1 protein-coding gene and 1 other annotated feature are annotated in these 1,332 nt (G+C 67.7%); the gene reads left to right on the top strand.

Annotated features, from left to right (window positions below; translation table 11 throughout):
- Positions 1 to 52 precede the first annotated feature (52 nt).
- A protein-coding gene (locus tag GJV82_RS19155) for an IS3 family transposase (protein ID WP_155100324.1) occupies positions 53 to 1,317 on the top strand; the annotation gives its coding sequence in 2 pieces (ribosomal slippage) (positions 53 to 344 and positions 344 to 1,317; 1,266 coding nt in all).
- Positions 331 to 474, top strand: a sequence feature (AL1L pseudoknot). It overlaps the preceding gene by 144 nt.
- Positions 1,318 to 1,332: the final 15 nt, after the last annotated feature.

A 1,332-nucleotide genomic window follows, 5' to 3' on the forward strand; every position in this document is an offset into this window, starting at 1 on the left:
TGTTGCGCCCCGGGTCTGATGGAGGCTCTCATTCCACGGAAGGATGAGAGTCATGGCTGCACCGAGGAAGTACCCGGACGAGCTGCGTGAGCGCGCGATCCGGATGGCTGTCGACCTAAGGCGTGATCCGGCCACCAAGACCGGCGCGCTGCGTCGGGTCGCTGACCAGCTCGGGATCAACCCCGAGACCCTGCGCAACTGGGTCACCCAGGCCGAGGTCGATGCCGGCGATCGGCCCGGAACCACGACGGCGGAGCAGACGCGGATCACCGAGCTCGAGCGTGAGGTTCGCGAGTTGCGGCGGGCGAACGAGATCTTGCGGACCGCGTCAGCGTTTTTCGCCGCGGCGGAGCTCGACCGCAAGATCAAGTGAGTACCGCGGTGCTGGTCGACTACATCGATCAGCACCGCGAGGCGTTCGGAGTCGAGCCGATCTGCAGGGTCCTTGCCGGTGCAGGGATGCAGGTCGCTCCGAGCACGTACTACGCGGCCAAGACGCGGACGCCGTCGCGCAGGTCGGTCACCGACGCGGCCACGACGACCCTGATCGAGCAGGTGCACGCGGAGAACTACGGCGTCTACGGTGCCCGCAAGGTCCATGCCGAACTGCGCCGGCGCGGGCAGCCGGTGGCGCGCTGCACGGTCGAACGCCTCATGCGAACCGCCGGGCTGCGCGGCATCAGCCGCGCCAAGGGGCCACGCACCACGATCCCGGGCAGCGGGCCCGAGACCCGCCCGGACCTTGTCGAGCGCGACTTCACCGCCACCGCCCCGAACCGGCTGTGGGTCTGCGACATCACCTACTGCCGCACGTTCTCCGGCTGGGCGTATGCCGCCTTCGTCACCGACGTCTACTCCCGCCGGGTGGTCGGCTGGCAGCTGTCGAAGTCGCTGCGCACCGACCTGGCACTGGACGCCCTGGAGATGGCGATCTGGACCCGCACCCGCGACGGGCACGACATCACCGGGCTGACGCACCACAGCGACAAGGGAGTCCAATATGTCGCTATTCGCTACACGCAACGTCTGGCCGAGGCCGGCGCGGGCGCCTCGGTTGGCTCGACGGGCGACTCGTATGACAATGCCGCCGCTGAGGCGTTCAACTCGTTGTTCAAGGCCGAGCTCGTGCGCAACAAGGGGCCCTGGAAGACGATCGACGACCTCGAGATCGCCACCGCGGAGTACATCGACTGGTTCAACCATCGACGCTTGCACGGCGAGATCGGCATGGTCCCGCCCGCCGAGCTCGAGGACACCTACTACCGTCACAACACCGCTCCGACTACCGTCGAAGCGTCAGTTCCGAGCCTCCACTGAACCCGGGGCGCAACA

The organism is Cellulosimicrobium composti (assembly GCF_009711085.1).
Taxonomy (GTDB): Bacteria; Actinomycetota; Actinomycetes; order Actinomycetales; family Cellulomonadaceae; genus Cellulosimicrobium; species Cellulosimicrobium composti.